At 40.6% G+C, this 26,113-nt stretch carries 26 protein-coding genes; 12 read left to right on the top strand and 14 right to left on the bottom strand.

Annotation, left to right across the window (positions count from 1 at the left end):
* The first annotated feature begins 230 nt into the window (after positions 1–230).
* Positions 231–3,458 carry a S41 family peptidase gene (locus tag Q8M62_RS20685; RefSeq protein WP_304901873.1) on the top strand — a complete coding sequence of 1,076 codons (3,228 nt, stop codon included), beginning with the start codon at positions 231–233 and terminating at the stop codon, positions 3,456–3,458.
* A 67-nt stretch (positions 3,459–3,525) separates the two neighbouring features.
* On the opposite strand, the gene Q8M62_RS20690 is transcribed toward Q8M62_RS20685, so the two are convergent.
* Positions 3,526–3,855, bottom strand: coding sequence for a BlaI/MecI/CopY family transcriptional regulator (locus tag Q8M62_RS20690; protein ID WP_304901874.1), 330 nt, complete (start codon positions 3,853–3,855; stop codon positions 3,526–3,528).
* A gap of 174 nt (positions 3,856–4,029) precedes the next feature.
* Positions 4,030–4,779 carry an acyl-CoA desaturase gene (locus Q8M62_RS20695; RefSeq protein WP_304901875.1) on the bottom strand — a complete coding sequence of 250 codons (750 nt, stop codon included), beginning with the start codon at positions 4,777–4,779 and terminating at the stop codon, positions 4,030–4,032.
* A gap of 241 nt (positions 4,780–5,020) precedes the next feature.
* On the opposite strand from Q8M62_RS20695, the gene Q8M62_RS20700 reads away from it, so the two are divergent.
* Entirely contained in the window at positions 5,021–5,377 is a 357-nt protein-coding gene (locus Q8M62_RS20700; protein ID WP_304901876.1) for a phage holin family protein, read from the top strand.
* Here the strand turns inward: Q8M62_RS20700 and Q8M62_RS20705 are convergent.
* On the bottom strand, positions 5,369–5,818 hold the full coding sequence (locus Q8M62_RS20705; protein WP_304901877.1) for a helix-turn-helix domain-containing protein: 450 nt from the start codon (positions 5,816–5,818) through the stop codon (positions 5,369–5,371). The two genes, Q8M62_RS20700 and Q8M62_RS20705, sit on opposite strands and share 9 nt — an antisense overlap.
* A gap of 87 nt (positions 5,819–5,905) precedes the next feature.
* Here Q8M62_RS20705 and Q8M62_RS20710 point away from each other — a divergent pair, with 87 nt between their 5' ends.
* The 5 genes from Q8M62_RS20710 to Q8M62_RS20730 all read left to right on the top strand — a co-directional run bounded on the left by Q8M62_RS20710 (position 5,906) and on the right by Q8M62_RS20730 (position 10,876).
* Positions 5,906–6,463, top strand: coding sequence for a hypothetical protein (locus Q8M62_RS20710; protein WP_304901878.1), 558 nt, complete (start codon positions 5,906–5,908; stop codon positions 6,461–6,463).
* Positions 6,464–6,524: 61 nt separating this feature from the next.
* Positions 6,525–7,427 (top strand): histone deacetylase, encoded by a 903-nt coding sequence (locus Q8M62_RS20715; protein ID WP_304901879.1) that lies wholly within the window; start codon positions 6,525–6,527, stop codon positions 7,425–7,427.
* A 96-nt stretch (positions 7,428–7,523) separates the two neighbouring features.
* Positions 7,524–8,150: an OmpH family outer membrane protein gene (locus Q8M62_RS20720; protein ID WP_304901880.1), complete on the top strand. Its 627-nt coding sequence runs from the start codon at positions 7,524–7,526 to the stop codon at positions 8,148–8,150.
* Positions 8,151–8,249: 99 nt separating this feature from the next.
* Positions 8,250–9,221, top strand: coding sequence for a deoxyhypusine synthase family protein (locus Q8M62_RS20725; protein WP_092731504.1), 972 nt, complete (start codon positions 8,250–8,252; stop codon positions 9,219–9,221).
* A gap of 2 nt (positions 9,222–9,223) precedes the next feature.
* Positions 9,224–10,876, top strand: a complete 1,653-nt coding sequence (locus tag Q8M62_RS20730) for an OmpA family protein (protein ID WP_304901881.1) — start codon at positions 9,224–9,226, stop codon at positions 10,874–10,876.
* Positions 10,877–10,938: 62 nt separating this feature from the next.
* On the opposite strand, the gene Q8M62_RS20735 is transcribed toward Q8M62_RS20730, so the two are convergent.
* Positions 10,939–12,399, bottom strand: coding sequence for a Gfo/Idh/MocA family protein (locus Q8M62_RS20735; RefSeq protein WP_304901882.1), 1,461 nt, complete (start codon positions 12,397–12,399; stop codon positions 10,939–10,941).
* A gap of 222 nt (positions 12,400–12,621) precedes the next feature.
* On the opposite strand from Q8M62_RS20735, the gene Q8M62_RS20740 reads away from it, so the two are divergent.
* The 3 genes from Q8M62_RS20740 to Q8M62_RS20750 all read left to right on the top strand — a co-directional run bounded on the left by Q8M62_RS20740 (position 12,622) and on the right by Q8M62_RS20750 (position 16,813).
* Positions 12,622–14,214 (top strand): beta-N-acetylhexosaminidase, encoded by a 1,593-nt coding sequence (locus Q8M62_RS20740; protein ID WP_304901883.1) that lies wholly within the window; start codon positions 12,622–12,624, stop codon positions 14,212–14,214.
* Positions 14,215–14,354: 140 nt separating this feature from the next.
* Positions 14,355–15,710, top strand: a complete 1,356-nt coding sequence (locus Q8M62_RS20745) for a sodium:alanine symporter family protein (RefSeq protein ID WP_304901884.1) — start codon at positions 14,355–14,357, stop codon at positions 15,708–15,710.
* Entirely contained in the window at positions 15,707–16,813 is a 1,107-nt protein-coding gene (locus Q8M62_RS20750; protein ID WP_304901885.1) for a glycerate kinase, read from the top strand. The genes Q8M62_RS20745 and Q8M62_RS20750 overlap by 4 nt, the downstream gene beginning before the upstream one ends.
* Here Q8M62_RS20750 and Q8M62_RS20755 read toward each other — a convergent pair.
* From Q8M62_RS20755 to Q8M62_RS20780, 6 genes are all read right to left on the bottom strand, one after another.
* The gene (locus Q8M62_RS20755; protein WP_304901886.1) at positions 16,810–17,247 is read right to left on the bottom strand and encodes a DUF6526 family protein; all 438 of its coding nucleotides are present in this window, start codon (positions 17,245–17,247) and stop codon (positions 16,810–16,812) included. The two genes, Q8M62_RS20750 and Q8M62_RS20755, sit on opposite strands and share 4 nt — an antisense overlap.
* Positions 17,248–17,632: 385 nt before the next feature.
* Positions 17,633–17,836, bottom strand: a complete 204-nt coding sequence (locus Q8M62_RS20760) for a hypothetical protein (protein WP_304901887.1) — start codon at positions 17,834–17,836, stop codon at positions 17,633–17,635.
* A 57-nt stretch (positions 17,837–17,893) separates the two neighbouring features.
* Complete coding sequence (locus Q8M62_RS20765) at positions 17,894–18,379, bottom strand: hypothetical protein (protein WP_304901888.1); 486 nt, start codon at positions 18,377–18,379, stop codon at positions 17,894–17,896.
* 84 nt (positions 18,380–18,463) lie between these two features.
* A complete protein-coding gene (locus Q8M62_RS20770) occupies positions 18,464–18,820 on the bottom strand; it encodes a response regulator (RefSeq protein ID WP_304901889.1) in 357 nt (118 codons plus the stop codon).
* 98 nt (positions 18,821–18,918) lie between these two features.
* A complete protein-coding gene (locus Q8M62_RS20775) occupies positions 18,919–19,245 on the bottom strand; it encodes a DUF962 domain-containing protein (protein ID WP_304901890.1) in 327 nt (108 codons plus the stop codon).
* 1 nt (position 19,246) lies between these two features.
* Complete coding sequence (locus tag Q8M62_RS20780; protein ID WP_304901891.1) at positions 19,247–19,807, bottom strand: DUF4136 domain-containing protein; 561 nt, start codon at positions 19,805–19,807, stop codon at positions 19,247–19,249.
* A gap of 137 nt (positions 19,808–19,944) precedes the next feature.
* Between Q8M62_RS20780 and Q8M62_RS20785 the strand changes: the two genes are divergently transcribed.
* Positions 19,945–20,427, top strand: coding sequence for a dCMP deaminase family protein (locus Q8M62_RS20785; RefSeq protein WP_304901892.1), 483 nt, complete (start codon positions 19,945–19,947; stop codon positions 20,425–20,427).
* Between the two features lie 97 nt (positions 20,428–20,524).
* On the opposite strand, the gene murB is transcribed toward Q8M62_RS20785, so the two are convergent.
* The gene (murB, locus tag Q8M62_RS20790; protein ID WP_304901893.1) at positions 20,525–21,538 is read right to left on the bottom strand and encodes a UDP-N-acetylmuramate dehydrogenase; all 1,014 of its coding nucleotides are present in this window, start codon (positions 21,536–21,538) and stop codon (positions 20,525–20,527) included.
* 77 nt (positions 21,539–21,615) lie between these two features.
* Here murB and Q8M62_RS20795 point away from each other — a divergent pair, with 77 nt between their 5' ends.
* Positions 21,616–22,560: a succinylglutamate desuccinylase/aspartoacylase family protein gene (locus Q8M62_RS20795; RefSeq protein ID WP_304901894.1), complete on the top strand. Its 945-nt coding sequence runs from the start codon at positions 21,616–21,618 to the stop codon at positions 22,558–22,560.
* Positions 22,561–22,643: 83 nt separating this feature from the next.
* Here the strand turns inward: Q8M62_RS20795 and Q8M62_RS20800 are convergent, their stop codons facing one another.
* The 3 genes from Q8M62_RS20800 to sdaAB are packed head-to-tail and all read right to left on the bottom strand — an operon-like array spanning position 22,644 to position 26,037.
* Positions 22,644–23,963, bottom strand: a complete 1,320-nt coding sequence (locus Q8M62_RS20800; protein ID WP_304901895.1) for an efflux RND transporter periplasmic adaptor subunit — start codon at positions 23,961–23,963, stop codon at positions 22,644–22,646.
* Positions 23,964–23,966: 3 nt separating this feature from the next.
* Entirely contained in the window at positions 23,967–25,319 is a 1,353-nt protein-coding gene (locus Q8M62_RS20805; RefSeq protein ID WP_304901896.1) for a TolC family protein, read from the bottom strand.
* A gap of 40 nt (positions 25,320–25,359) precedes the next feature.
* Positions 25,360–26,037, bottom strand: a complete 678-nt coding sequence (sdaAB, locus tag Q8M62_RS20810; protein WP_304901897.1) for an L-serine ammonia-lyase, iron-sulfur-dependent subunit beta — start codon at positions 26,035–26,037, stop codon at positions 25,360–25,362.
* Between the last annotated feature and the right edge of the window lie 76 nt (positions 26,038–26,113).

A 26,113-nucleotide genomic window follows, 5' to 3' on the forward strand; every position in this document is an offset into this window, starting at 1 on the left:
AGGGTCTTTAAATAAGCGTGCAAATATAGGTTCTAGGGGGGTAGTATGAAAACCAAGGAAAAGTTTCCTATGATTATAATTTGTTTTGTAAAGCCCAAGCCTGTCTGACACAAGAAGGCTCGATGTTCATCTCAAAATAAATTATGCAATCATGTTGCATTAGTATTCCATTAGTGGCTAATAGTGGCACATATTTTTTCATTACTTTCGACCAAATCTTTTCACACCCTATGAAAAAACGACTATTCACTCTATTGCTGAGCTTTGGACTGACATTAAGTTCCTTTGTTTTGGCACAAACAGCACCTAACTGGCTTCGCTATCCTGCCATTTCTCCGGATGGAAGCCAAATTGCTTTTACTTATAAGGGAGACCTTTACCTCGTGTCAAGTTTAGGAGGTAAAGCCACCCAACTTACTTTTCATGAAGCGCATGACTTCAAGCCTGTTTGGAGTTCAGATGGAAAGCAAATCGCTTTTGCATCTGATCGATACGGTAATTTTGACGTGTTTATCATGAATTCCGCCGGTGGAGAGGCTACACGTCTTACTTATCACTCTACGGATGAGCTGCCATTTGACTTCAGTTCAGATGACCAAAAGGTGATTTTCGGAGCGGCACGAATGGATATTGCGTCACACCGTCAATATCCTACTGGCTCCCAGCCTGAATTATACCAAGTTTCGAAATCAGGTGGCCGGATCGATCAGATTTGGACGATTCCTGCAGAGTATGTGCAAACGAGCAAGGACGGATCAAAAATGATTTACCATGACAAAAAAGGGGGTGAAAACGAATGGAGAAAGCATCACCAATCCGGAATTGCGCGTGACATCTGGATCTATGATGCTGCCAAGAACCAACACACCATGCTTACCAAATTTTATGGTGAAGACCGAAATCCGGTATTTTCTCCGGATGAGTCCGAGATATTCTATTTAAGTGAAGCTAATGGAAGTTTTAATGTTCACAGCATGTCTCTGGCGAATCCTTCACAAGCTAAAGCCTTGACAAGCTTCTCTGGTTTTCCTGTACGATTTCTTTCGATTTCTGACAAAGGATTAATGAGTTTCAGTTATGATGGGGAGCTTTACACCTTGAGAGCAGGAGAGCAGCCCAAAAAACTGGAAGTGTCAATCGCAACTCAATCGATCTCCAATCCTGATAATTACATTGCCATCAACGGTGGAGTACGGGAAATGGCCATCTCTCCTGACGGAAAAGAAATCGCATTTATCGCGCGTGGAGAGGTGTTTGTAACTTCTGTGGATGGGTCCTTGACCAAGAGAATTACCAATACACCGGAACAGGAGCGTTTTGTTGAGTTTGCACCGGATGGTAAATCAGTCATTTATTCCTCGGAGCGAAACGGGAAGTGGCAGATTTTTCAAAGCTCCAAAGTGAGAACAGAAGAGCCTTTCTTTTTTGCAGCTACCCTGATTAAAGAAGAGCCGTTAGTCAGTGTTGAGCAGGATGCCTATTTGCCGAAATTCTCTCCTGACGGAAAAAAGCTTGCCTATATCGAAGGTCGTCGTAGTCTGAAGATATTGGATATTGCCAGCAAAACTTCTGTGACCCTGATGGGGCCTGATTTGCTGTTTCACATGAGCGATGGGGATCAATATTTCACTTGGAGTCCGGATAGTAAGTGGCTTCTGGCCAGCTATAGACCCACTATGACCAATTCTGAAGTGGTACTTTTGGATGCTTCCGGAAAAGAAAAAATGCGATTGTTGACCCAGAGTGGCTATTCGGATAATAATGCAAAATGGATCAATGATGGGAAGCAGATGATATGGTTTTCCAATCGAGATGGGCTGAGAAGCTATGCTACCAGTGGCCGGAATGAAAATGACGTTTATACGCTATTTTTTGAGCAAGCGGCTTGGGATAAATTCCGATTGAATAAAGATGAGTTTGAGCTTTTGAAGGAAATCGAAAAAGCTAAAAAACCAGCTGAATCAGATGACAAATCGAAAAAGCCGGAGAATAAAACCGTAAAACCTATTGTTTTCAACTGGGATGGGTTTGAAGAACGAAAGGCGAGACTGACAATTCATTCCTCTAGTATGGGCGATGCCTTGCTGTCAAAGGATGGAGAGAAGCTTTTCTATCTCGCGCGTTTTGAAAAAGGAATGAATCTCTGGAGTACAAATCTGCGGACAAAGGAAACCAAGCAGGAGATCTCGCTGGATGCCAGTTCTGGTAGATTGGAATGGGATAAGGACCAGAAAAGCTTATTCCTTTTATCGGATGGAAGCATTTCGAAAATCAACCCGGAGACTATGAAGCGGGAAACCATCAAAATTGCCGGAGAGATGACTTTCGACAAAAAGGCTGAGACCGCCCATCTTTTTGAACATGTTTGGCTTCGAACCAAGGGAATATTCTACACACCCGATATGCATGGAATCGATTGGAAGGGGATCAAACCTGAATACCAAAAGTACCTTCCTCATATTGGAAACAGTTATGAATTTGCGGAGATGATATCAGAAATGATCGGTGAATTAAATGTTTCTCATGCCGGAGCGAGGTATTCGCGCAGCGTACCGATGGAAGATGCGACGAGTGCCTTGGGTATTTTCTTTGATTATTCTCATACTGGTAACGGAGTCAAAATTACAGAAGTAATCAAAGGTGGCCCTTTGGATAAAGCTGACATTGATGTAAAAGCTGGGATGATCATCGAAAGGATTGATGGTGAACTGATCGCTGCGGATCTGGATTTTGCGAAGCTCCTGAATAGAAAAGCCGACAAATTTACGCTTGTTGAAGTGCTGGATCCTGTGAATAATAGCCGAAAGCAATATACGGTGAAGCCAATATCGCTAGGTGCTGAAAATCAATTGCTCTACAAGCGATGGGTGAAAAAGAATCAGGAGGAAGTGGAAAAATTAAGTGGGGGCAAACTTGGCTATGTACATATTCCTGGAATGAGTGACGGTCCGTATCGAAATGTCTATGAAGACATGATGGGCAAATACTTTGAAAAAGAGGGGGTAGTTGTCGATACGCGATTCAATGGCGGCGGAGACTTAGTCGCTGATTTGGCGATGTTTTTTACCGGAGATCCATTTTTGACCTATGCCACAGCAGATAAAGTAGTGGGGGGTGAACCAACTGCAAGATGGACAAAACCCACATTGGCAATGTTCAATGAAGCTAATTACTCTGACGGGCATTGTTTCGCCTGTGGTTACACGGATTTGAAGATTGGAAAAACTGTAGGTATGCCTACACCAGGAACCTGTTCGTTTGCAGGATGGGAAAGTCTGCCTGACGGAACGCGATGGGGTGCAGTCCCTATTTCAGCCAAAAATAAAGCAGGGGAATGGCTGGAAAATAATGAAACCAAACCTCAGTTTGAAGTGAAAAATATGCCTGGAAAAATTGATATCGGTATTGATCAGCAACTCGAAAAAGCTGTTGAGGAACTTCTTAAGGATATTCGATAAGAGAAATCAAATAAAAAAAACCGATCATTTGATCGGTTTTTTTTATACATAGTTTACGCAAAACAGCTTATTGATACTGTTTGGTATTCAGTGATTCATCATTTTTGAAAAACTGAGAAAGCTTTGCAAATGAGCTTTCAAAATAGCCTTCCAACATTCTCTTAATAATGAATGTTCTGTATTCATCTTTGGATACAATTGGGAAATATTCGTGGCTTTTTCCGTAAGATTTGTGACTTACGAATCCTTTTCGCTCAAGAATTCTCACGATGGTGGAAACTGTGTTGTAGGCCGGCTTTTGCTCGGGCATAGGGGTTAGGATATCTTTCACGAAGCCTCGCTCAATATCCCAGAGGATTTGCATGATTTCCTCTTCTGCTCTGGTTAATGGTTTCATAAGATGTTAAGTTTTAAATCGATAGAAAATTATTCGTTTAGTTTCTTAAATCCAAAGAAAAATATAAAATATTTTTACTATTTAGTTGGTGAAAGTGCTAAAAAACTGAATTATAATGAGATAGGAATAAAAAAAAGACCTCAATTTGAGGTCTTAATATTTTTGAATGCAAATTCAGACAGCTTTCAACCGTATGATTCCAGTTGAGTGCAGCAATTTAACAATTGGATAAGTGGGGTCAAACTCATACCATTTGACAGCAAAATTTGGACGATTAGGAAGTTTGTGGTGATTGTTTTGAAAAAGCTCACCTAGCATCAAGACATCCAACAAAAGCGAGTTTTTTGATTTATCGTTGTTGTCAAAATTTGCATAACCATATTTGTGTCCACTCCAATTTACAATTGCACCATGGACCGGTCCCATTAGAAAATGAATGGGTAGAAGGAAATACATCCACCAATGAGTTCCGGCTAATTCAAAAACAGAAATACTAAGTACATAAATCAATACATACAACAGGAGCCATCCCACTCTTACCGCCATGTTATCGGCAAATCTGTCAAACTTATTCCAGTCGGGAATATCCTTTGAAAACCGATCTTCTGGCTTGAGTTTGAAGCTAAAATAGTCGTTGTAAATGTTTTTTGTTTTCCACATCATTGTGAACAGATTCTCTGTATGATGGGGGCTATGGGGATCCTTGGGGGTATCAGAGTAAGCATGATGCATTCTGTGGAGGATTGCATAGGCTCTTGGAGACAGGTATGAACTTCCTTGCCACAACCAAGTGAAGAAGTAGAAGAATTTTTCCCAGTACTTGTTCATTACAAACATTTGATGGGCTGCATAGCGATGCAGGAAGAAACTCTGGCAAAACAGTGAGAAATACCAGTGAAGGAGGAAGAAGATTATTAAAATCACTTAGGTAATAATTAAAGTACTGTTGCAAATATAAGACTAGATTGAGAACTTAGATTTCATATGAAAGGTTTGTCTTTCTTTTTATCGATGATAAAAGTCAGTTTTTACCTCATTGTAAACGAAATCCAGCCTGCATGCCTGAGGCAGAAAGGATGATCCCTGGTTACTGGATCATAATCTGGATTATTCCGCATCTACCTTCCGGTAAGCTTTATGGCTTTTTAAAACAAATAACAATCTTATGAATTCAAGAAATCAAGCTGGACAAATACTTACGAAAATTCTTTTGGGTGGGATTTCTATTTTGATTGCAGACTATTTGCTCCGAGGGGTTAGCATTGATACTTGGACTACAGGGTTTATTTTGGCAGCCGTTATTATTTTGATCAATTTGACGCTTAAGCCAATTATGATATTCCTTACTTTCCCAATTACGCTGATCACCTTGGGTCTTTTTTTACTGGTCATTAATGCCTGTGTGATTCTCTTGGCGGCTTACTTTATACCAGGATTTGTTGTGGAGAGCTTTTGGTGGGCATTAGGTTTTTCTCTGGTAGTCAGTTTGATTAATGGCGTTTTCGGGAATAGTCTAGATTGACATTGCCACAGTTCGATCATTGATGCGCTTATAAGCTTTCATTTCACCGATTTTATTTTTGCAAAAAATTACGGTCGAAGGAGATTTTTTCACTTCAACAATTAGCAGTGATGTTTCACTTTCTAGTTCTGTAGACGGAAATTTTTCGTGGAAGACTTTTATTTCGTCAATTATTAATGATGCACTTGGTATACAATATTCCTCATTTGAGGCTTCGATCATGTAGCGCTCTTCTTCTGGATCAATGCCGATTATTTTTTTTTGGTCGGACATTCCGACCACAATAAACCCTCCCTGTGAATTACTAAGGGCTGAGAGTGTTTTAGCGATTTTTTCTTTTGAAGTAATTTTCAGCTTAAAATCTAGTTTTTCTCCTTCTTTTTGTTTTAATAGGTTTTTGATAAATTCTTCATCAAATTTTGCCGATTTCATTTTATTCATTTACTTTCTTATCTGATTTTAGATTCGGTTTTCGAATCAACTTCATTACCCTATATAAACCAAATTAACTACTTGAATTTTTGAGCTATGTCAGTTGCCAATCCGGGTTTTGACCCCAAAAACATTGAAAATTTAAAATCTGACTTACAGAAGTCTGGAAAGAACTTTAAGATTATTCCAGATGAGGAGAATTCAGATGAATTTGTAAATTTTTATTTTCTAGGAATGCATGAAGGAAAAGAAGCGATTTATGACGCGGCGCTTTATACACTTCGACTTCATCATGCCAGTGAAGTGTACGAACTGGCCGAGCACGAGGCTGCCAAGAAATTTCCCAACTTCAAGGGAATCAACTACGAAGAAGATGAGAATGGGAATATGAAACCTCTTTCAAGTGAAGAAGAAGAAATTGGTTGGTTTATTACTGAGATGATTATGGAAATGGAAGAGGAAGAAACTGTCAAAGTACAGGAGTTTATTGATATCGATACCAACCATGATTATGGAATAGGTCTTGATGCTGCACTTAACTTGGAAGAAATTAACGAAGATGCAATTTCAAAATTTGTGAAAGAATTTAATGACGACACTATCGTCTTGGATGATACCATGTATTCGTTTCAAACTGAAGACGATGAAGTTTGAAATGAATTAAAATTCTGAACATACCCTTAAAGCGCTGGTTATACATTCAGCGTTTTTTTTTATGCTTAAAGTTGCCTTCTCACCATCTTATGCTCATTCCTTGCCTCAAGGACATCGTTTTCCGATGGAAAAGTATAGCCTACTACCAGAACAGTTGCTATATGAAGGAACATTATCCAAAGAAAATTTTTTTATCCCCGATTTTTTAGAAGAAAAATGGATTTTAAATACGCATGATAGGGATTATTACCATCGTCTCAAAAATCTTGATTTAACACGATCCGAAATCCGAGCAACTGGCTTTCCGCTTTCCGCAGCCTTGGTTCAGCGAGAAATACAAATTGCTACAGGATCTGTTCAGGCAGCACTTTACGCTTTGGATCATGGGATCGGTATGAACATAGCCGGCGGTACACATCATGCATTTACGAATCGGGGAGAGGGCTTTTGCCTATTGAATGATATTGCGATCACGGCCAATTATCTGCTAGATAATAAGAAAGTTAATCGGGTCTTAGTTGTGGATTTGGATGTCCATCAGGGTAACGGAACCGCAGAAATATTCAAGAATCGTTCAGATGTTTTTACATTCAGCATGCATGGAGAAAAAAATTATCCTCATCGCAAAGAGCAATCGAATTTAGACATTGGGCTAGCTGATGGTATAGCGGACGAAGAATATTTAGAGAAATTGGAACTCAATCTTCCTGTTCTTCTGAAACAGTTTTCCCCAGATTTTATCATTTATCAATGTGGTGTTGATGTGCTCTCCACAGATCAGTTGGGACGATTAAATTTGAGTCAAAATGGAGTTAGAAAACGAGATAATATGGTACTCTCCCTGGCTAAGAATCATGAAATTCCCATCACCTGTTGTATGGGGGGTGGATATTCCAAACAGATCAAGGTAATTATTGAGGCCCACGCTCATGTTTTCCGTATAGCTCAAGAGCTTTATAGCTAGGAAGTTAACTGATTTTAACTTTCTGTTAACCATTCAATTCTTGCAAAATCAATACTTTCTATATATTTGCGCCCTGCGAACCATAACAAATTAAAAGTGAAAAAAGGATTGAAAATCTTCGGAGTACTGGCACTTGCTTCTGTGCTGTTTTATTCATGTGATAAAAAAACTGCTACTACGGCGGAAGTTGAAATTTCAGGAGAAGGAATTGCTGCTAAAGACTTGAAGGTAGCTTACGTTTACACTGACTCAGTGATCAACAAGTATGATTACTTCAAAAAAATGTCTGAGGAAATCACTTCAAAAGGTAAAAGGTTTGATTCCGATCTCCAGTCCAGAGCAAGAGGTTTTGAGCAGGAAGTAGCTACTTTCCAACAAACAGGAGGAAATATGACGCCAAATCAGGCTCGAGCAAAACAAGACGAATTGGTGCAGAAGGAACAAAATCTGATGACCTACAGAAATAACCTAATGCAGGAATTATCTGCTGATGAGGCCAAAATGATGAATGACATCTACGAGCAGGTTCAGAAATATATTAAAGAATATGCTTCCGAAAATGACATTGACCTCATCTTGAGCTACACCCGGGGCGGGGCGATGTGGTATGCAAGTGATGCCATGGATGTAACGGCCTCTGTCGTGGAAGGATTGAATAAAAAATATTTGGCTAACCCATCAGGATCGACTCCTGCGGCTACCGATACGACTAAAAAGAAATAAGAGGATTTTGGAATCCCAATCGAAAACCCGGATTTTGTCCGGGTTTTTTTGTGGGTAAAAATTGGGTAATTTTGCAACTCTATTGAAAATACTGACAAAATGAAAATCACTGAATTTTTAAAACACAACTACCGCCACTTCAATGCGGCTGCTTTGATTGATGCAGCTGAGGGTTATAAAACTCATTTAGATAATGGCGGTAAAATGATGGTAACCTTGGCAGGTGCAATGTCTACAGCCGAATTGGGTATTTCCCTGGCTGAGATGATCCGCCAAGATAAAGTGCAAATCATATCCTGTACGGGAGCAAATCTCGAAGAGGATGTTTTTAACCTAGTGGCGCATGATTATTACGAACGTGTACCCAATTACCGTGAGTTGACGCCCGCACAGGAACAAGAACTTCTTGAACGTCACATGAACCGTGTGACTGATACTTGTATTCCTGAAATGGAAGCCATGCGTCGTATCGAAAATGTAATCCTCGAAGAATGGATGAAGGCAGATCAAGCCGGAGAAGCTTATTTCCCGCATGAGTTTTTCTACAAAATCCTGTTGTCAGGTAAGTTGGACGCTTCTTTTCAAATTGATCCTAAAGACAGTTGGCTATTGGAAGCGGCAAAAAGAAACCTCCCAATCATTGTTCCGGGATGGGAAGATTCAACGCTTGGAAACATGTTTGCAGGACATGTGATCGCCGGTGATGTCAAAAAGGTACATACCGTAAGGACTGGCATTGAATACATGATGTTCCTTGCTGAATGGTATACTCAAAATGCTACGGATGAAAGCACTGTTGGATTTTTCCAAATTGGCGGGGGAATTGCAGGTGATTTCCCAATCTGTGTGGTACCGATGTTGCATCAGGACTTACAGCGTACCAATGTTCCGCTTTGGGGATATTTCTGTCAAGTTTCCGATTCGACCACTTCTTATGGGTCTTACTCGGGAGCTGTTCCAAATGAAAAAATTACTTGGGGAAAGCTTGGACAAGACACTCCAAAGTTTATCATTGAATCTGATGCAACCATCGTGGCGCCCTTGATATTCGCCATTGTGTTGGATCAATAATTATGAAAAAAAATAAGCAGTTCATTCTCAAAGCAAGTGGCCTAGTGCTGCTTGCTTTTTGTTTGCAATTAAGTACCAAGGCCCAGGAACTACGTTCGCTTTCTGGTGCTAACAGTCCAAATGACGACACTAATCCGGTTTGGATCGGAAACAACACACTTCTTTTTACACGAGCATTTCATCCCCAGAATCTGGGAGGAGTGTCTGATTCCGGAGATATCTGGGAAACAAGAAAGGATGAATCAGGAGAATGGGGAAAAGCCACTCACAGACCTGATTTAAGTACTGCCGGTTATGATTTGGTACTTGGCCTGGAAGATGTATTGACACTTTTGGTTCTGCGAAAAGAAGGAGATCAAACCTCAGTTCATCAATTCTCAAAATTTGGTGCAGACTGGAATTATCTCCGAAAAGTTAATTTTCCAGACTTGAATTCATTTGAGGGTCCGGTTACCGGAAGAGTAGCAGAAGGCGGAAAGGTGATTTTTTTGGCAGGTAAAAGACAGGGAGGATTTGGCAATGAGGATATTTATTTAAGCGAAAAAACAGGAATTGTGGAATGGTCTGAACTTAAAAATCTCGGATCGGCCATCAATGGATTTGGACAGGAAGTGGGCCCGTTTTATGATCCTGTGTCAAAAAAACTTTATTTTTCCTCCAATTCTTACCCTGGAGCAAATGGGAAAGATATTCTTATTTCGAAACGTCTTGGAGAATCTTGGGATAGTTGGAGCAAACCTGAAATTTGGCAACAAATCAGTTCTCGAGGTTCCGAAGCTTCGATTACATTTATAAGCAAAGATGAAGTAGTTTGGACAAGTACTCAAAACAGCGATGGATACGCTGACCTGATGACATTTTCCACTCCGGTTCCTTTGGTAATTCCAACTGAGTTTTCGGCACCGATCACTGTTTCCGCTGAACCCGAAAACCCAAAACCAACGAGGAGGCCCATTCGAGTCAATGAATCCGCGTCGCGCACTGTTGTCCTTCCACTTTCAGACTCCACCGAAGTTTCTCTTAAACTCCCCCCAATTACTCCCATAGCAAATGAAATTCCTGAGGTGGAATCTCCCGTAACTTGGCTGGTGATTGATGGGAAAAATAAGGAAGAATTGCCCTATACACTTACTTTCATTAAAGGGACTGAAATTGTTGATTATCAGGAAGCACAGTTGGTTTCAGAATTAAAAAAAAGAAGTATTAATCTGATTAAAATATCCTCGGCGGGTTATTTTCCGAAACAGGTTTTGGTTGAAAACCTGGATTTTAAAACCAAAACAATAGTCTTGTTGACCAAGGCCGAGCAGGGGAGTACTGTCCTGTTGGAAGATGTGAAATTCAAACGAGGAACCGCAGAATTAGAAGGGGAAAACACTGAAGCCAGCTTATCGGATTTGGCTATTTTTCTGAAAGAAAATCCCCAGATAAAAATCAGAATCAATGGGCATACTGACAACGCCGGAGATCCTGGATTAAATAAACAACTCTCATTAGAACGGGCAGGAAGTGTCAGGAATTTCTTGATTGATAAGGGAGTTAATTTCGAAAATTTGAGAATATCTGGTTGGGGAGGAACTCGACCAGTCGCCTCCAATGCTACTGAAGCCGGAAGGGTAAAAAACCGAAGAGTTGAATTAGCTGTCGAACAATAAAAACTTAAAGGGCTTCCAATTTTTTGGAAGCCCTTTAAGTTAAGTATTGTCAGATGAGAATATTAAAGTGAGTAAGCTCCTCGATATTCTCTTTTTACAAACTGATTGGCAGGTTCGAAATTTGTGATTTTCATAGTTGGACCATCCCAGATTAATTTGATCCCTCTTCCCGGATAATCAAACTGGCTTGTTGATCCAGCTTTTGGGATTCGGTAATCATAGCTTCGAATAGCAAGATTTCCCATCAATACAGACTCAGTCAATGGACCAGCTACAGCGAATGGAGAACTTAGTCTTTTGAATTCATTAGAACCATAGCCTCCGATACAGGCCTCTACCCAATTGTTGTAATGGCCTCGGTCTCCTTCGGGAACCCTGAATTCTGTTTGAGGTACGCTTACTTCAGCAGTTCTACTGGTAGGTAGAAGTTTTGGATTTGCTCCGTAGGTCGAACACATCATTTTTCCTTTTGTTCCCTCGATAATTACGCCATTTCCGCCATCACCCATCATTTCATTCGGTTCAAGTTCTTCGGGCCTAGTAGGCTGGATTCCTCCATCCATCCAATGGAATTCCAAATCAGGTTTTCCCGGTTGGTCAAAGCGTAGTGTGATATGTGAAGAAGGAGGGCAGCTTTCTGGAAAATATCCTCTGGTGAATTCCCCGACATAAACTGAACCAACAGAGCATTCAGCTGATTTAGGATAGCCAAGTCCCAAAACACGGAAGGGAGGCTCCATGATATGACAAGCCATATCTCCCAAAGCACCTGTACCATAATCCCACCAGCCTCTCCAGTTGAAGGGCACCAAGTTCCCCACATAGTCTTTGTAGGGAGCAGTTCCCAGCCACAAATCCCAGTCTAGGTCAGCAGGAGGAGTGATAGGCGTTTTTGGCCACTCGATCCCTTGCGGCCAAACAGGGCGATTGGTCCATGAATAGACTTTTGTTGCTTCTCCGATTAATCCGGCATTGTACCATTCGACCATTTGACGTACTCCATCACCGGAGGAACCCTGGTTTCCCATTTGAGTGACTACTTTATACTTTTCCGCGGCTTCAGTTAGCATTCTTGCCTCATAAATGTCATGAGACATTGGTTTTTGAACATAGACATGTTTGCCCATTTTCATTGCCATCATAGCCTGAACTGCATGCATGTGGTCAGGAGAAGAAACGGTTACTGCATCAATATTCTTTTCCTCCTTTTCCAGCATTGTACGGAAATCCTTGTAGTAGCCTGCTTTAGGATGATCCTCCCGGCTTTTTTTCGCGCGTGTATCATCAACATCACAAAGGGCAATCATGTCAACTTTTCCACTGCGGAAAACACCACTGACATCACCTGCCCCCATCCCTCCAACACCAATGCTTGCCACTCTTAAACGATCGCTTGGAGCAACAAATCCAACACCTCCCAATACATGTCGGGGCACAATGTAAAACCCAGCCAGCGCTAAGGTTGAGCCTTTGATAAAACTTCTCCTGCTATTCTTCTCCGGATTGGAATCTTTATTCTCCATATAATCTGTGATTGAGTTATTGTTAAATAGGATGGGAAAATATTAAAAAGGAGTCAGAATTCAGTCCCGATTGTCAAAAATTGAGATTGAATTTAAAGGACTTAGATCTTTTGGCCCTTCAAATCATCCGATTGTGTAAACGATGGCTGTTTTTGAAATTAATTGAATTTAGAAAAATAGATTTGCAAAAATTTCAAGTAAGTTTAGGCAAAATCATTGACTATGAAAAAAACACTTTGGACCCTTATGTTTGGTGGCTTACTTGCATTGGGGGCTTGTAAAAAACAAGCAAGCCTTTCTGACGCTGCAATCATCCCATTCCCTCAAGAAATCAACAATGGCTCCGGAATCTTTCAATTGACCGCTGAGACCGGTATCAAATTAGTAGGTACAAGCGATCATTTGACCAGAATAGGAGAACATCTCGCAGAAAAACTCAGACCTTCCACGGGTTACGATATTCCTGTTTCCTTTGATACAGGTCAGATCGTATTGGAATTGACCGGCAATGAAAATTCAGAAGCCTATGAAATTCAGATTTCTGCAGAAGAACTAAAGGTGACTGCTGCGGGAGAAGCGGGCTTGTTTTACGGAGTGCAGACTTTGCTACAGCTTTTCCCTCCGCAAATCATGTATAAGACCGTCCAATCTGCAGAATGGTCAATTCCGGGAGGAACAATCAAGGACGCTCCTGCATTTGAATACCGCGGATCAATGCTTGATGTAGCGAGGCACTTCATCTCAGTGGAGGATGTCAAATACTACATCGATCAGATGGCTGTTTATAAACTAAACCATCTTCACCTGCACCTTACAGACGACCAAGGATGGAGAATTGAAATTAAGTCATGGCCGAAACTTACTGAAATCGGGGGAAGTACCGAAGTAGGTGGCGGTAAAGGGGGCTTTTATACCCAAGAACAATACAAAGATATCGTGGCTTATGCTGCAGATCGTTTTATCACTATCGTACCGGAAGTGGATATGCCTGGTCACACGAATTCTGCTTTGGCTTCCTATGCGGAGTTAAATCCAGGTGTAAATTTACCCAATGGAAAGTTAGACTCGGTCAATAAAGCTCCTTTGGATTATGAAATGCCCTCGAAAAATCCTCAGGCATCTGAGTTATACACCGGTATTGAAGTAGGCTGGAGTACGTTTGCTCCCAAATTAGAGTTGACTTACGCTTTTGTTGATAGTGTAGTTCGGGAGCTTTCTGAAATTACGCCTGGTCCTTATTTTCACATCGGTGGAGATGAGTCACATGTCACGGAAAAAGATGACTATGTGTACTTTATCGAACGTGTCCAGGACATCGTTTCCAAATATGGAAAGACTAGTATTGGTTGGGATGAAGTAGCAACAGCTAAACTTCTTCCTGGAAACGTGGCGCAATTCTGGGCCTTGGAGGCAAATGCAAAGCTTGCGAAGGACCAAGGAAACAAAGTATTGATGTCTCCTGCCAAGAAAGTTTACTTGGATATGCAATATGATAGCTTGTCAAGAATTGGGTTACATTGGGCAGCCTACGTGGAATTGGACTCAGCATATCTGTGGGAACCCTCAGAATATGTATCAGGAATAACTGCAGAAAATATTTTGGGAGTAGAAGCGCCTCTTTGGACCGAAACGGTAACCAATAGAGCGGATATCGATTACTTGGTTTTTCCTAGACTTTCAGCTATTGCCGAAGTCGCTTGGACAAAAAAGGACCGAAGAAGCTGGGAAGGTTACAGTAGAAGAGTTCCCGTTCATGGTAAAAGATGGGATATCCAAGGAGTTGGATTCTACAAATCGCCAAAAATCACCTGGTAAAACTTAATCAAGCAAGGGCCCGAAGTTTAAATACTTCGGGTTTTTTTATACCTCTTATCCAAACTTTTTGATTTTGCTGAAATTGGACCTATTATCGAATCAGTTTTGCTGACAGACATCTTAAGTAATAGGAATTATCCATGGGAGACATCATTATTGAATTTAGTAACTGGATTTGGGGACCTCCAATTTTAGTTTTGCTTTTAGGCGGAGGGCTCTTTTTTTTGATTCATTCCGGTTTTGTTCCTTTTTTAAAAATGGTACATGCGATCAAGTTATTAAGTGGAAAATACGATGATAATTTAGCCCCTGGACAAATTTCTTCAGCACAGGCGCTATCATCGGCTATTGCTGCGACAGTCGGTTTGGGAAATATTTCAGGGGTGGCAATTGCTATAAATATGGGGGGGCCAGGGGCACTGTTTTGGATGTGGATGGCGGCATTTGTTGGGATGGCCACCAAATTCTACACCTGTAGTTTGGCAATTATGTATCGAGGCAAAGATAGTGCAGGCGAAATTCAGGGAGGACCGATGTATTTCATTGAAGAGGGGATGGGTAAAAAGTGGAAATTTCTTTCCGTGATTTTTTGTGTGGCAGGAGTGATCGGCTTACTCGCAATTTTTCAGGCAAATCAACTTACAGCCGTCATTCAGGCTGTTTTGATTCAGCCGGAAACGATGGAAGAAACTGTTCGTAATCGATGGATTATTGGGTTTGTGATGATGGGATTGACGGCAATTGTAATTTTGGGTGGTATACAGCGAATTGCTTCGGTAGCTTCGAAAATGGTTCCTTTTATGGTTGGAATTTACATGATCACTGTGTTGATCATTATTTACCAATACTTGGGTCAAGTTCCTGAAATGCTAAAATTGATTGTAGTGGATGCGTTTACCGGAAACGCTGTAATGGGCGGGGCTGTAGGATCGGTGATTGTCGTCGGGGCTAGAAGAGCTGCATTTTCCAATGAGGCAGGCATTGGTACTGCCCCAATGGTCCATGGCGCTTCCAAAAACAATGAACCTATCAGAGAGGGCTTGATCGCTATGCTCGGTCCATTTGTGGATACGATAGTTGTCTGTACGCTGACAGCTTTAGTAATATTACTTACGGGAGTGTGGGAAAATTCAGAAAATGATGGTGTCAGATTAACCTTGGAAGCATTCGAAATCGGGATTCCCGTGTATGGGAAATATCTGTTGATGCTTTCAGTACTTGTCTTTGCACTTTCTACGATGTTTACCTATTCCTATTATGGACACAAATGCACCAATTACCTTTTTGGAGCTGGCAAAGCGAATTATTACAATTACTTCTACTTAGCTACAATCGTGGTTGGAGCTGTGGCGTCTTTGGAAGTTGTAGTGAGCTTGGTTGATGGAATGTATGCTGTGATGGCATTTCCAAATATGATTGCTGCCCTTTACTTAGCTCCTAAAGTTAGAGCGGCATCCAAAAGCTATTTTGCAAGAATGAAGGCCAATGGAATATGAAGTTTTTGATTGTCCCCAATGCCTTTAAAGGAACGATATCAGCAGAAGAAGCGGCAAAGATCATTGCCCAGAAGGTAGAGGCGCGATCAGGTTTGGAGTGTATAATCCAGCCTGTTGCAGATGGTGGGGATGGGACCTGCAGCTTATTGATTGATTCTTTGCTCTTGGAGAAAATTCCCGTTTTGACGCTGAATGCCATTGGTCTGCCCGCCATGGGTTATTTTGGCTGGGACTCTGAGCACAAGAAAGCTTATTTGGATGTTTCTACAGCATCGGGAATTGGCTCGCTTGAACTTCGGCAAAGAGATCCATATTCGACATCGACGTTCGGCACGGGACAAGTAATCCTAAAAGCAATCCAAATGGGTGCGGAGGAAGTAATTCTTGGTCTCGGGGGAAGTGCCACCATAGATATGGGATTGGGTATATTGAATGCCCTGGGAATCTTGTTTTTGGATGAAAACGGAAGAGAAATTCCTGCCTATACTCCGCATTTTTTGGAGAAAATTAAACACATCCAAAAGACCCTCGAAATCGCGAAGATTAGATTCACCTGCCTTTGCGATGTAAAAAACTCATTTTTTGGAGAAAATGGAGCAGTTAAGGTGTATGGACCACAAAAGGGATTGGCATTGAAACATGTTCCTGACTTTGAAAAAACATGCTTGGATGTACTTGGTCTTTTAATTAAAAAATCAAAAGGTGAATGGGCTGATCAGGCAGGTTTTGGAGCTGCAGGAGGAATAGCTTTGGGTCTTGGTTTCTTTTTTCCCATCGATATAAAAATTGGAGCTGATTATTTCTTTGAGCTTGTAGCGATTGAAGAAAAAGTAATTCAGTCGGATTGGATAGTCACAGGGGAAGGACAATATGATTCCCAAAGTGATCAAGGAAAAGCAAGCTTTGCCTTGTTACAATTGGCAAGATCACATAAAAAAAAGATTGCCTTGATCACCTCAGGTTCGGGAGGTCGAAAAGCCGGGTTTGATTTGATTTTGGAGCTTCCCAGTTTGGATTTTTCAACAAAGGATTTCAAAGAAAAAGCCCGCCAAAATCTTAGCGAGCTTATTGACAAGGCGGTTTTGGGAGAAAGATTTGATTAAACTCTTCTATAATCCCCCTGCCAGTTTTTTACCTGTTTTTTGATGTCCTTAGGGCTCAGTTTCTCTTGGATTGCTTTTTCCATTAAAGGCAATAATTCTTCATCTCCAGCAAATCTCAAGGCGATGATTTGTGACAGTTTCAATTGGTTTTCTACAGAATAAAAGGGAGCACCCGTTAAATGAAAGTAGCGTTGACGCATTTCCGTCAAGATAATTCTATTTTGGGTTTTGAGTGCGTAAATTCTGGCTAAAAGCGGAAGGAGCGTAAGTATCATTGCCCCCAATAGAGAATAAATGCCTGAATTCAGACTTTCGGATGAGCTGAAATCCATCTTGTAAACGGTCCATCCTAAATAGATCAAAGTCATTGGAGTTACCACGAAATGGTGAAATGGAAAATACCTTGCGTGGTTTTGATAGTTTTGCGTTTTCATGTTTTTATAATTTGTTTTTCAGTGGTCAGACCTGACTGCCTTGAGCCAAGTAGTCTGTCCCGATTCTTCATCGGGAGAATGACCTATTGGATAAAAAAAAAAGGAGGCAAAGCCTCCTTCTGTTGGTTATAGAATGATCAATGATCAGTTTTCTTCTTTTTGCTGAATGTACTTCGAACATCCATAGCTGAAAGTCCCGCGCCCAAACCTATGAGTATGCAAACGATAAGAATGAAAAGCTGCGCGCCAGGCATTATCGGAGAACTGAAAATATCAAGTAGTATCATTTGATTTTGGTTGAAATTCGTATTGATATGCGAAGATAAAGCCCTAAGCTGATTTTACAAAGGCAAATTCTTGTTTCTCAAATTGAGTTCAGGATAATCTAATCCAAGTCGTCCTCAAAGTCATCATCCTCGATGATTTCTTCGTCTTCGAAATCATCATCTTCTTCACCAAAATCTAAAATACTATCGTCGAGAAGTTCAGTTTCTTCATCCAGATCGTATTCATCTTCAAAATCGTCTCCGAAATCATCTTCTTCTTCAAAGTCGTCGATTGCATCGAATTCTTCTTCAGGATCTTCCATAGCAGTGTTGAAAAGGGGGTTAATTGAATATGTTTACGAAATAAGACAAAAAATTAATTAGACCAATACTGGTAACTTTAATTTTTTTTCAAGAGCCAATTCGAGTGAAATTTCATTTTCATTGATCCAATTTTCTCTTAATATTTTTGCCCAAGTTTCCATGTAAAATACGACATCTTCTCTTGAGTTTTTATTGATTTTATCTCTTCTTTCTTTAGGAATTTGTGATAGAATGCTAAGATCAGATAACCTTTCCAAATGAGCCAAGTCATCTAAAGTTAAGCCGAAATCCAGCATTTTCGAAATCATCAAATCGATCGGATAGCCACTTGTGGGACAGTAATCGAGTAGTTGTTCATTCCAGTCACCATGTTTTTGCATGGCATACTGATGGATTTCCGATTTCGTGAATTGTGTTAGTTCTTGAGCGAGATTGCCACAATTACAAGCACCCATGTGCCCCCATTGGTATGCAGCGCCGTTTGAGAGTTTAGCTACTGTTCTTTCGATAGCATCAATTAGCTTTGGATTCGCTTTAGCCATAATCTTGATTTTTTGAATATAACCAATTTATGGAATGTAGGTTTCGAAAAAATGGTGGCGCAAAAAAAAACTGATCAATTTTGATCAGTTAAATATTAGGTTGATATACTTTTTTATCAGAGGTTTTGATAGATAATCTTTTACAAACTGATACTGACTGGCTTTGTTAATGTCTCTTTGATCAACTGAGCTGCTTAAGATGTAAATCTGTGCATCATTGTTTTTTGGATGAAAATGATCCAGAAAATCCCATCCATTCATTCCTGGCATATTAAGATCCAGAAACAGATAATTTGGACTGATATCACCAATCTCGTCGAGTGCAGTTTGGGCACTATGATACTTATAGAACTGACAAGGCTCTTTGACATTCTTTGTGATCAGCTTTTCAGTCACGAATGTGCTGATTGGATCATCGTCTATAAGTACGATAGTTAGCATTAAGTACAGAAATATGATTTTGAAATACATTAATAACTATACAAAAGTACAGTCTTTTTGTTACTTAGCAAATTATCGGCCAGAAAACCTTCATTAAATTAATGAGATTTTCCATATTTATGGAACTTTTCCTTTCCCCTGAGAAGATCAAAAAACAAAATAAAGTCTGAAGCGAGACTGAACATCGGATATTTGAATGTGGCAGGTTTATTTTTCTCAAAGAAAAAATGCCCTACCCAAGCAAAGCCGTACCCAATAAAAGGAATGGCTATCAGCCAAAGATAATTTTCGGAAAAAATGGCGATACCCAATGGGACGAAAAGTAGACCTGTCCCAATAAAATGAAGTTTGCGGCAGGTAGGGTTTTGGTGTTCCTTCAAATAGTAGGGGTAAAAATCTTTTAGCGTTTTATATTCCTTTTCCATTTCAATTTAAGTTTTGATTTAAGAATGATTTAAGAACTGCTTCGAGGGTTTTCTCCACTTTTTTCTGTTTGTACTTCGGGTTGCTCACTTCGGTCACTCCGGTCAAGGTCATCAGGAATTTGTCCTGAACGGGATCTATAAAATCCACAATAACCTGCAAAAGCTCATAATTACTTGATGAAACTCTGTTGTTGTTGTAGGGATTGAAAACCCAAGGATTATACACTCGATACCCCCAGAAGGGGTAAGGATTTTGATTTAAAACTACTTCTCGTTGTCTTACATCCTCATTGGAATTATATCTGATGACCACATCCGGTTGTTTTGCATCATATTTCATTCCTGCTTCTTCAAATGTTTCCTGCAATTGTATTTGCACGAGTTCGTCAAGAAATTGAGAATTAAAGCCCCGCATTCCCACTTCTTTATTTATAATGACAAATGTTCGATAAGGACGGGCAACCGGGATCTCTGTGTTCTCTTTGAATATTTCTATAGACTTACAAGAAGAAAAGGCGATAAGAGACAGATTGATAAAGATAATTTGAATTTTCCGCTTCATGATGGGTGATTTATGCTTTGGAAACGCTCAATAATGTTGAAAGTTAGGTTTTCTTCTCAAACGAAAAAACAAAAGTCTTTATTCGAGAATCTTTCTCAAGATTGGGCAGGTTTACTATTTTTGCGAAACGAATTTTCATGATTAAGCCTGATTTTGACGATATTTTTATGGAATTGGCAGTTAACCTCGCCAAAAGGTCTCACTGCATTAAAAAGCACGTAGGAGCAGTTTTGACAAAAGAAACCAGGATTATTTCAATTGGATACAATGGTCCTCCGGCAGGTACTCATAACTGTGACGTGGAATTTCCGGAGCATGGCTGCGCCAGAGACAGTAAGGGGAGTTGTTCATTAGCGCTTCATGCTGAGCAAAATGCAATCCTTTATGCTGTTAAAAATAACACCTCGGTAGAAGGGTCCACGCTCTATGTAACCTTGTCACCATGCCTGGCCTGCGCAAGAATTATATTCTCAATGGGAATTGCCAAGGTGGTTTACCTTTTTTCTTATGCAGAGTACAAAGGAATCGGATCTGATGAAGGGGTGGATTTTCTTAAAAAATTTGGGGTTGAGGTAGCCCGTTATCCGAAAAGTTTTGAAGTCAATGATCAGTTGATTTAAATGTACTGTCCTGGAGAAAAGCTTCTCACCCAAGGATATGATTATCCATGGTATTCCTGCCGATAGCTCGGGACGACCTCCAAAAAACAATTTATAATCATATGAAATTGACTTCAGGCTGAAGTTGTACTTTAAATTTTTCCATAACTGATTGACCCACTTTTTCGGATAGTGCTTTGATATCACTGCCCTCTCCATTGCCATAATTGACCAAAACTAAGGCTTGCTTGGCATGTACACCGACCTCTCCAATTCTTTTACCTTTCCAGCCTGCTTGCTCAATCAGCCAGCCTGCGGGGACTTTTACTCCATCAGGAGTAGGGTATCCTGGCATTTCCGGAAAAATTGACCTAAGTTCAGTGAATTGTTTTTGGCTGATTGTTGGGTTTTTGAAGAATGAGCCTGCATTTCCGATTTTTTTTGGATCGGGAAGTTTTGACATCCTTATTTCAGATACCGCATCGCTGACAGCTTTTATGCTGAGCTCTGTAATCCCTTTTCCTTTTAATACATCCTGAATTGCACCATATTCAATACGAAAATCGGGATTTTTCTTTAGTCTGAAAACTACCGTGCAAATGACATATTGATCTTTGAGTTCATGCTTGAAGACACTTTCGCGGTAGCCAAATTTGCATGCTTCCGCGGAAAAAGTTTCCATCTGCACACTTGATCGATTTAGAGCATCTAGACTTTCAAATACTTCTTTGATCTCTACGCCATAAGCTCCGATATTTTGCATAGGTGAGGCACCTACAGTTCCGGGGATCAATGAGAGATTTTCTATTCCAGCCCAGTTTTTATCGATGGCGTACCTTACTAAATCGTGCCATCCCTCACCAGCCCCAACCTTTACATAGATATAATTTTCATCTTCCCTGATCAGATTTATTCCCTTTATTTCAATTTTAATCACCAAACCATCGAAATCTTTCGTCAGAAGAATATTACTTCCACCGCCCAGAATAAGCACATTTTGATTCTGATTTTTAGCCCAAACCAGCGCCTGCTTAAGTTGCATTTCTGAATCGACGGCAATAAAAAATCTTGCGTTTTTGGCGATACCAAATGTATTAAGTGGTTTCAGGGAAATGTTTTCTTGTATATTCATGTACTCTATCTTGAGCTGCGAAATAAGCAAGATTTTGAGCCAAAGTGAAATGAAACCCCAATCTGCTATCCCATTTGATGAAAGAAGTTCTAATCAATGGAGTCCGAATTAGACCCGGACAATCTGTAAATATCGAATTGCCTATTGCCAAACTTCCCACACATACCCTGATTGACCTTCCGATTTTTATCAGATCTGCTAAGGAAGAAGGTCCCACAGTGTTGGTTAGTGGGGGAATTCATGGAGATGAAATTAATGGAATTTTTACTGCCAAGCGGATTTTGGAAGAGATTGACGCTGGTTTGGAAATCCTTAAAGGAACTTTGATCATAATTCCTCTGGTCAATATTTATGGGTTTCTATCGAATAGCCGGACTTTTCCGGATGGGCGTGACCTCAATCGTAGTTTCCCAGGCAGTAATAAAGGTTCTCTTGCATCCCGGATTGCATATATTCTTAATGAAGAAATTATTCCTCAGATCGATTATGGAATAGATTTCCATACCGGTGGACGGATGCTGTCAAATGAACCCCAAGTGCGTGTTGATTTTAAAGATAAAGTAGCTTTGGAATTGGCAAAAGCCTTTGGGACAAATTTTGTGGTCAATTCCAAACATATTGAAAAGTCCTTTCGAAAGACGGCATTTAATGCCAGAAAGCATCTTTTGGTATATGAGGGAGGGGAAAGTATGCGCCTTGATCACCATGCCATAGCTGAGGGGATAATAGGTACTAAACGATTGCTTCATCATCTTCAAATGATCAATTCACCTCAACCGTCTCCCCATACCTTGATCTTAAAAGAAAGTGAATGGACAAGAGGAAAAGCCTCGGGGATTTTTTTCGCAACAGTCAAATTAGGTGAATCGATAAAAAAGGGCCAGTTAATAGCAAATATATCCGATCCTTATGGTCAAGTGATTGTGCCGGTGAAGGCGAATACAAATGGCTATGTGATCGGTCTTAACAATAATCCTGTGGTCAATGTCGGGGATGCCTTGATTCACATTGGGAAGGAGTAAATTATCTTGGCCTTCTTAAGTCGTATATTAAAAAAGCCAGTACTGATTTTATTCAACACGGGCCTTTAGAATATCAAAAATAGTTACTTCGCAGCCGTTGCCCCAGGTTTGGTAGGGGAGGCCATCTTTTTAACAGGATCTCCTTCTTTCAATTCCTTGCTTACAATGAAGTATGGACCAGAAATAACTTCATCACCCTCTTTCAGACCTTCCAGAATTTCAATGTTTTCATAATCTGAAATTCCGGTTTTGACGGTCCTGATTTTTGCTACTCCATTTTCACTGACAAATACCAATTCCTTTGCTTTGGTTGTGCCTCCAGCCAAGGTGTCCATTTGGGTTTCTCGAGTGGTAACCGAACTGAGCGGAATGGCAAGTGCATTGGTTTTTGAGGTGGTGATGATTTCCACTGAGGCTGTCATGCCGGGACGGAAAGGATATTTTTTTCCTTCTTTGACCAAGTCCACATAAGAGCTGTTTAGAATTCTGATTTTTACTTTGAATTCTGTCACAGCGTCTGATGAGTTTTTGGTGTTAGCGGTATTGGCGATACTGGTTACAATACCCTTGAATTTTTTTCCTGTAGAGGAGTAAGAATCTACATCAATGATGGTAGTATCTCCGAGACTTAATCTCACAATATCATTTTCGTTGACATCTACTCTTACTTCCATTCTGGAAAGATCCGCGATAGTCATCATTTGTGTACCTGCCATCTGCTGCGTACCTACGACACGTTCACCTTGCTCTACCAGTAAGCTAGAAACAATTCCGGAAACCGGTGAATTGACATTTGTCAATCGCAGATTTTCGGAAGCTTCGTTGACAGAGGCTTGGGAACTCTTAATGACAAACTCTGATGCGATTACATTTTGCTTTGCAGCTTCCAGGTCTTTTTCAGCGCCTATGTAATTTGCCCTTGCCGTTTCATAGTCTGAATCAGAAATGGCTTTTTGCTCCCACAGGCTTTTTTGTCTGTTGAAATTGAGTTGAGCTTGAGTGAATTGGGCCTCAGAGCGCTGAAGTGTCGCTCTCGTCTGTGCCAAATTTGCCATTTGTTGATTGAGATTAGCTCTGCTTCGTTCCAAGGCTGAGACGAAGTTGTCAGGGCGAATTTTCACCAGGAGTTTTCCTACTTCTACAGAGTCACCCTCTGCTACGTTAAGTTCGATAATCTCACCGGCTACGTCCGGGGAAAGTTTTACTTCAATTTCGGGTTGGATTTCTCCGGAAGCACTGACCTTTTCGATAATGGTAGTTTTCTTTGCGGTGGAAAATTCCACTTCAGTTTCCTTCAATCCGCCTATCCAGCCTGCAGATCTTCCGATTACAGCAAGGATAATAATGAGACCGACTGCACCCAGAAGGTAATACAATAGTTTATTGGACTTTTTAGTAGCCATGGTTTAGTTTAAGTTGATGGGGTTACCGAGATAAAAATCGAGAACTTTTATTCTGAAGATGTAAGTATATTTTGCGTTGAGTAGGTCTGCCTGTGCATTAAACAAGTTGGCCTGTGCCACTTGAAAGTCTACAGAATTGATCGCACCAAGGTCAAAGCGCTGCTGCGAAACGCGGAAAGATTCCTGAAGACTCTTGACGCGGACCAAAGAAGCTTCATAGGACAATTTGGACGCAACAGCATCGGTATAGGCACTTTCAATATTTTGACGAAGCTGGTTTTTTGCTTCCTGAACAGTGACTTCGCTGATCGCTTTTTGCGCCCGGGCTCTTTGAACTGCTGATTTGTTATTGAAATTAGAAAAAATCGGGATGTTCAGTTGAAGGTTGGCCGACTGGGAAATGTTGTTTTGAATTTGTTCTCCAAATGGAGTGATTTCACGCTGATTAAATCCGGGTTGATCTACATAGTTGGAGAATAAATTTGCTCCGATTCCAAGTGTTGGGAGAAAAGCTCCTTTGGCAATCTTTACCTGGTATTCTGCACTTTCAACTCCAGCTTCTGCTGCCTTGATTTCAGGCATCAATTCAACAGCGACCTCATAGATTGCATTCGGATCTTCGGATACCATCGTTGAATTTTCGACATTAAACTCAGGCTCGATTACATCAAAATCATCTGTAAAAGGGATCTGCATCGCCTGAGCCAGATTTAGTTTGGCGATTCTGTAGTTGTTTTGCGCTCTGATTACTTCAAGTTGATTGCTTGAATTTTGAGATTGGAGATCCAGCTGATCGGATATGGGTAAAGATCCCGCAGCCACGAGTTTGCTTGTTCGCTCAAATTGTTCTGTTGTTGTTTTTAGCTGATTGGCAGCAATTTTAACTTGCTCCCGGTTGAATACCACATTGATGAAGAGGTTAATAATATTCAATGTGATGTCGTTTCGGGTTGCTTCCAAATTGAATACACCAGCCTCAAGATCCTTACGAGCTTGCGATATGGTATTATTGATTTGGTTCCCTCTAAAAATCGGTGCACTTGAATTTGCAAATAAGTTGATGTTTCCAATCCGATTGTTTTCAAACAAGTTGGTCACTGGGTTGATCGAACGACCCCATCTATAGCCCGAACTTGCTCCTGTGCTAAAAGATGGAATTCGCTGTCCTTGGCTTTGGAGGAGATTCGCTTCCGTGATTTGTTGGTTAAGCTCGGTCCTTTTTAATGTTAGGTTATTTTCCAACGCAATATCGACGCAAGTTTGAAGGTCAAAGGGCCCCACAGGTTGGTTGTTTTGGGCAAACGAGAAGAAAGAGATCCCAATAGTGAGAATGACTCCCAGAAAAATTTTTGGCATAGTTTGTTAGTTGGTTTGGTTATAATAAGGTCAAAATAGTTTATAAATCGATATCAGGAATATAAATCAACTCAGAAACCCATGGTAATGATTTAAGATATTGAGCAGTAATTTCTCTGATGCCTGAGTCCATTTCAATAACATGACAAGCCACGTCGTTTTTTCCCTTACGGGAAACTGACATCGTCGCGATATTGGTTTTTTCCTGAGCAATTACTCCGGAAATAAATGCGATCGCGCCGGAGATATCACCTGCCTTAATGATGAGGGTATGATTCTGCGCCGAAAAATTAGCCACAAAACCATCCAATTCTGCAATATTGATCACTCCACCCCCTAAGCTTTCCCCAACAACCTCCATCTCAATTTCTCCCTTTTTTAGGTTTAACTTGATGGTATTAGGATGATGAACAGAGGAATTCCCGATCGATTTGAATTTATAAATCAGGCCTTTTTCTGCAGCTATCTCCAAAGCGTCTTTGATTCTGGGGTCATCAGTTTTGAAATCCATCAGACCTCCCAAGATCGCCCTGTCGCTTCCGTGTCCTTCGTATGTTCTGGCGAAAGAATTATAAAAAGTAATGTTTGCCTCGTCGGGCATACCTCCCAAAAGTCGTATGGCAGCACGGGCTATTCTGACCACACCCGCAGTATGCGAAGACGATGGTCCAATCATCACTGGTCCGATCATATCGAATACACTACTTTTGTTTGCCATAAGCCGCTTTCGTTCAATATTAATGCTAACACGTTTGCTGACTCAAGATTAAGTTATTTTTTACTTTCTTGCCGCA

Origin of the sequence: Algoriphagus sp. (genome assembly GCF_030694375.1) — a bacterium.
Lineage (GTDB): Bacteria > Bacteroidota > Bacteroidia > Cytophagales > Cyclobacteriaceae > Algoriphagus.

Coding starts and splice junctions, on each gene's coding strand:
- Q8M62_RS20750 (WP_304901885.1), top strand. CDS start 15,707: ATGAAGTTTTTGATTGTCCCCAATGCCTTTAAAGGAACGATATCAGCA.
- Q8M62_RS20730 (WP_304901881.1), top strand. CDS start 9,224: ATGAAAAAAAATAAGCAGTTCATTCTCAAAGCAAGTGGCCTAGTGCTG.
- Q8M62_RS20735 (WP_304901882.1), bottom strand. CDS start 12,399: ATGGAGAATAAAGATTCCAATCCGGAGAAGAATAGCAGGAGAAGTTTT.
- Q8M62_RS20700 (WP_304901876.1), top strand. CDS start 5,021: ATGAATTCAAGAAATCAAGCTGGACAAATACTTACGAAAATTCTTTTG.
- Q8M62_RS20690 (WP_304901874.1), bottom strand. CDS start 3,855: ATGAAACCATTAACCAGAGCAGAAGAGGAAATCATGCAAATCCTCTGG.
- Q8M62_RS20725 (WP_092731504.1), top strand. CDS start 8,250: ATGAAAATCACTGAATTTTTAAAACACAACTACCGCCACTTCAATGCG.
- Q8M62_RS20760 (WP_304901887.1), bottom strand. CDS start 17,836: ATGGAAGATCCTGAAGAAGAATTCGATGCAATCGACGACTTTGAAGAA.
- Q8M62_RS20780 (WP_304901891.1), bottom strand. CDS start 19,807: ATGAAGCGGAAAATTCAAATTATCTTTATCAATCTGTCTCTTATCGCC.
- Q8M62_RS20795 (WP_304901894.1), top strand. CDS start 21,616: ATGAAAGAAGTTCTAATCAATGGAGTCCGAATTAGACCCGGACAATCT.
- Q8M62_RS20785 (WP_304901892.1), top strand. CDS start 19,945: ATGATTAAGCCTGATTTTGACGATATTTTTATGGAATTGGCAGTTAAC.
- Q8M62_RS20770 (WP_304901889.1), bottom strand. CDS start 18,820: ATGCTAACTATCGTACTTATAGACGATGATCCAATCAGCACATTCGTG.
- Q8M62_RS20740 (WP_304901883.1), top strand. CDS start 12,622: ATGAAAAAAACACTTTGGACCCTTATGTTTGGTGGCTTACTTGCATTG.
- Q8M62_RS20755 (WP_304901886.1), bottom strand. CDS start 17,247: ATGAAAACGCAAAACTATCAAAACCACGCAAGGTATTTTCCATTTCAC.
- Q8M62_RS20745 (WP_304901884.1), top strand. CDS start 14,355: ATGGGAGACATCATTATTGAATTTAGTAACTGGATTTGGGGACCTCCA.
- Q8M62_RS20805 (WP_304901896.1), bottom strand. CDS start 25,319: ATGCCAAAAATTTTTCTGGGAGTCATTCTCACTATTGGGATCTCTTTC.
- Q8M62_RS20775 (WP_304901890.1), bottom strand. CDS start 19,245: ATGGAAAAGGAATATAAAACGCTAAAAGATTTTTACCCCTACTATTTG.
- Q8M62_RS20800 (WP_304901895.1), bottom strand. CDS start 23,963: ATGGCTACTAAAAAGTCCAATAAACTATTGTATTACCTTCTGGGTGCA.
- Q8M62_RS20765 (WP_304901888.1), bottom strand. CDS start 18,379: ATGGCTAAAGCGAATCCAAAGCTAATTGATGCTATCGAAAGAACAGTA.
- Q8M62_RS20685 (WP_304901873.1), top strand. CDS start 231: ATGAAAAAACGACTATTCACTCTATTGCTGAGCTTTGGACTGACATTA.
- sdaAB (WP_304901897.1), bottom strand. CDS start 26,037: ATGGCAAACAAAAGTAGTGTATTCGATATGATCGGACCAGTGATGATT.
- Q8M62_RS20705 (WP_304901877.1), bottom strand. CDS start 5,818: ATGAATAAAATGAAATCGGCAAAATTTGATGAAGAATTTATCAAAAAC.
- Q8M62_RS20710 (WP_304901878.1), top strand. CDS start 5,906: ATGTCAGTTGCCAATCCGGGTTTTGACCCCAAAAACATTGAAAATTTA.
- Q8M62_RS20715 (WP_304901879.1), top strand. CDS start 6,525: ATGCTTAAAGTTGCCTTCTCACCATCTTATGCTCATTCCTTGCCTCAA.
- murB (WP_304901893.1), bottom strand. CDS start 21,538: ATGAATATACAAGAAAACATTTCCCTGAAACCACTTAATACATTTGGT.